General features: G+C 68.2%; 3 protein-coding genes. All 3 read right to left on the reverse strand.

The genetic code is table 11. The features are described 5' to 3' along the window. Positions 1–356, reverse strand: a 356-nt coding sequence (locus tag L0U85_RS16410; RefSeq protein WP_241378837.1) for an RICIN domain-containing protein, incomplete at its 3' end; no start/stop codon positions are given. 164 nt (positions 357–520) lie between these two features. Further along, positions 521–1,681 carry a right-handed parallel beta-helix repeat-containing protein gene (locus L0U85_RS16415; protein ID WP_241378838.1) on the reverse strand — a complete coding sequence of 387 codons (1,161 nt, stop codon included), beginning with the start codon at positions 1,679–1,681 and terminating at the stop codon, positions 521–523. Positions 1,682–1,806: 125 nt separating this feature from the next. After that, positions 1,807–3,891: cellulose binding domain-containing protein (locus tag L0U85_RS16420; RefSeq protein WP_241378839.1), on the reverse strand; the 2,085-nt coding region annotated here is incomplete at its 5' end.

Here is a 3,891-nt window from a genome sequence, read left to right on the forward strand (position 1 = left end):
ACGTCGTCGAATTGGGCGATGGTGGCGCCGTTGTCGGCGTTCCACTCCCACACGTCCAGCACCATGTTCGAGTGCCGGGCCTGGATGCGGTAGTAGCCGCCGCCCGCGTCGATGAACCGGAACTGCTGGTTCGTCCCGCCGGTGTCGTTCCACTGGACGATCTCGGCGCCCGGCTCGGTCGAGCGGTCGAGGACGTCGAGGGCCAGGCCGGAGTGGCGGCTGATGATCTTGTACCAGACGCCCGTCTCCACGGCGTTGGCCTGGGGGAGCGCGACGAGAACGATGGCGATGCCGGTTACGGCGGCGGCCAGGGTCGAGATGAGGAGAACTAGTCTTCGCTTGAGTATTCGGGTCATGGCATTGGTTCCCTTGAGTCGAAGATTTGAAATATATCAATGTACTGGTTCGGAGAATGGCGAGGACCGTCCGGTCCGGGCGACCCCCGCCGTGCCGGGTCAGTGTGCCGAGGCGTTCAACTCCTTTTGCGATTGTCGTGGTTGGAACGTTTCACCGAGGCGCGTCAGCACACGTCCACCGAGGCGTTGCCGGAGATGTTCCATTCGATGTTCTCCCCGCACGGCGACTCGCGCACCGAGGTACCGTCGACCTCCAAGGTGATCGAGACGTCGCGGGTATTGGAGAACTCGCTTCGCGCGGCGATGCGGACCTCGCCGCCGCCCTCGACCGTCCCGCCCTCGATGGTGACCCCGTAGCAGTTCTCGATGAGGATCGAGTTGTTGCCGTTGTCGGCCAGGTCGACGTTGCGGATCAACGCTCCGCCGGACTGCGAGACGCAGAAGACGCCTCGGCCGCCGCCACGAGAGATCACGTTGTCGACCTCGATGTTGGTGCTGTAGTTCCCGCCGCCGAGGTTCCCGTTCTCATTGGCCATCCGGAAGGTCGCGTACCCGGTGCCGGTGGCGACGTTCTCGCCGTCGACGGTGCCGATGCGAGCGTTCCGGGTGTTGTTGAGCAACAGGCCGGCGTAGGCCACGTCCCGCGCGGTGATCGTGCCGATCTCCAGCCCGTCGACGTTCCAGGTCTCGACGCCGTGGTTGTCGGTGCCCGACACGAACACGTCGTCCATCGTGACGTCCGTGCTGCCGGGTTCGTCGCGGTCGAACCGGATGCCGAGGCCCCCGCTCAAGTTCAGGTCGATCTGCCCGAGGTGCAGTCCGTCCATCCCGTGGAACCGCAGCCCGAAGTAGGGGCTCCCGGTCATGTTCAGGTGCGGAACGGACACGTCCTCGGCGTCGGTGGCCTCGATCGAGCCGCGCCCTGGGGCGTTCCCGACGTCGATCGTGCCGCACACCGACAGCGACGTGCGGCTCGGCAGGTCGATCACTCCCGTTCCGATGCCGCCGCTGGCGTGGACCACGACGCTCTCCTGCTGTCCGCGTCCAGGCGTCAGCGAACCGATCCCGGCTTGGATCGCCTCTCGGTAGTCGCCTCCCGAGTAGACCTCTTCGCCACCGTTGGTGGTGCTGTAGGAACCTCCGCTGCCCTCCACGACAGCGTTGTAATCGCCCGCACCGCAATCCTGTGCCGGGACGGCTTCGGCGGGGCTTTCCTGTTGGGCTCCGGCGTTCTGGTCGATGAGCGCGAAGGACGCCAGGGCCGTGACGGCGGTGAGGGCCGCCGCCCCGAGCGTGGCGGTCTTCCGCCCGATCGTTCGTGTCATCGCGCTTCTCTCGTCGAAGGAATTCGGACCTATGCGGTTGTGGCCCCGAGTCCCGGGCGGCGCTGCGGCGCCGCGCCCGGCGGCGCGGGTGGGTGATGTTCGGTTGTGGGTAGGTGTGCCGGGCCTCAGTCCAGCGTGCAGGCGGGTTCGACGGCGGTCGGAGCGTCGCCGCCCGAGGCGGTGTAGCCGAACGTCGTGGACCCTCCGGCGGCGATCGTGCCGTTCCAGTCCGCGTTGGTGACGGTCACGGTGTCACCGCTCTGGCTCCACTCGCCGCCCCACAGGTTGGCGACCTGCTCCTCGCCAGTGAACGTCCACTCGACCGTCCAGCCGCTGCCGGCCGCTCCGGTGTCGTTGGTGACGGTGACGCCACCCTGGTGGCCGCCCGGCCAACTGCTCGCGGCCGACCAGTCGGCGACGCAGTCGCCGGAGGGCGGTTCGGTCGTCGGGGTCTCGCTGGGGGTCTCGCTCGGGCCGTCCGACGGGCTCTGCGACGGCGTCCCGGTCGGGTCGTCTGGAACGTAGTCGCTCGACTCGCCGACGATGACGCCGCGGCCGTTGGTGCCGACGTAGACGCGCCCGAACACGTTCGGGTCGCCGGTGATGGCCGAGCCGGTCCAGCCCCACTGGTGGTCGTCGTCGTTGATGCGCGACCAGTTCTGACCCTCGTCAGTCGAGCGCCAGATGCCGCGTTCACCGTCGTAGGAGGCGCTGGCGTAGATCGCGGGGTAGTCCTGTCCGGGCGCCGCGGCGCCGAAGCCGACGGTGTCGGCCGCGTCGAAGCCCTCGATCCGGGTCCAGTTCTGGCCGCCGTCGACCGAGCGCCACATCCCGTAGGCGCCGGTGTCGGCGCCGCCGGTGAGCCAGACGTGGCCCGCGTCGCCCGGGACCGCGCCGAATCGGACATCGCCCTCGGCCGGGAAGTCCGAGTACGACGAGGCGGTGAAGCTCGAACCGCCGTCGACACTGTAGTAGAACGTGCCGCCCCAGAAGCCGTAGAAGCGGTCGGCGTCGGCCCGGTCGGACTCGACCCTCGCGCCCGCGGGCAGGCCGCTGACCGGGCTCCAAGAGGAGCCGTAATCGGTGGAGCGCTGCGGATCGGCGCCGTCGGGCGACCAGACGATGGCGTTCGCGTTCGCCGACACCGCAACTGTGCCCGCGCCGGTGATGCCGCCGGGCGTGGCCCCGGCCCACCAGTTGGCGCCGCCGTCCGAGGAGACGCCGATGCCCGCGGTGTCTTCGTCGCCCTCGCCGACGCGGACGACGACGTTCGGGCTCAGTTCGGCGAAGTCGATCGAACGGGTGTTGCCGTGGGTGGGGGACTGGAAGAACTCGTCCGGGACGGTGTCGAGGTCGGTGTGGGCGAAGCCGCCGATGTCGCCGAGAGCGCTGAGCAGCTCCGGGCCCTCGGGCGGCGCCGCGAGGTCCTGGACGCTCGTTTCTTCCAATCCGTGGACCATCGGGCTGATTGTAATGGTTTGATCCGAATCCCATGCAGTGAGGTTGTTCGATCCGTAAATGGTTGCGCCGGTGCCGTACATGAACCGGTCGGAGTCGTGCGGGTCGATCGCCATCGAGTCGATCATCCAGCCGTACTTGGGGCTGATCTCGGCCTCGCCGGGATTGGTCTCGCCCCAGTCGAGCCAGCCGACCGACGAGTGGTCTATGTCGAACCTGTCGACCCGGTTCGGCCAGCCGTCGAGCATCCACGACCGGGTCCAGGTCTCTCCCGAGTCGGTGGAGCGATAGGTGGTCTCGTCGGGCCACCAGGCGTTGACGCTGGAGACCATGAGCGTGCCCGGATTCTGCTTGTCGAGCGCGAGACCGCCGAAGCCGAATCCTCGGTAGTCGGTGCCGTTGGGGCCCGGGTGGATCTCGGTCCAGGTGCCGGCCGCGGTGTCGTACCGCCAGACCGAGCCGCCGCGTTCGTCGCCTTCATCGTCGGGCGAGCCGTTGTAGGGGCCAGGGTCCCAGGAGGTGATGATGTAGAGGTGGCCGTTCACCTCGTCGATCGCGGCCTGCTTGGGGACGTTGTCGTAGCCGTCCACGGTGCCGATCTGGCTCGCCCCCGCCAGCGGCTCCCACGTGGCGCCGTCGTCGTCGGATACGTAGACGGGGTTGTCGGGGTCGGCGACGCCCACATAGGTCGTTCCCGCGTCCGGATCGAACTCGATCCAGATGACGCCTTGGTTGTCGCCTTGGTAGGAGTC

The sequence above is a fragment of the Glycomyces sp. L485 genome (assembly GCF_022548875.1).
Lineage (GTDB): Bacteria > Actinomycetota > Actinomycetes > Mycobacteriales > Micromonosporaceae > Glycomyces.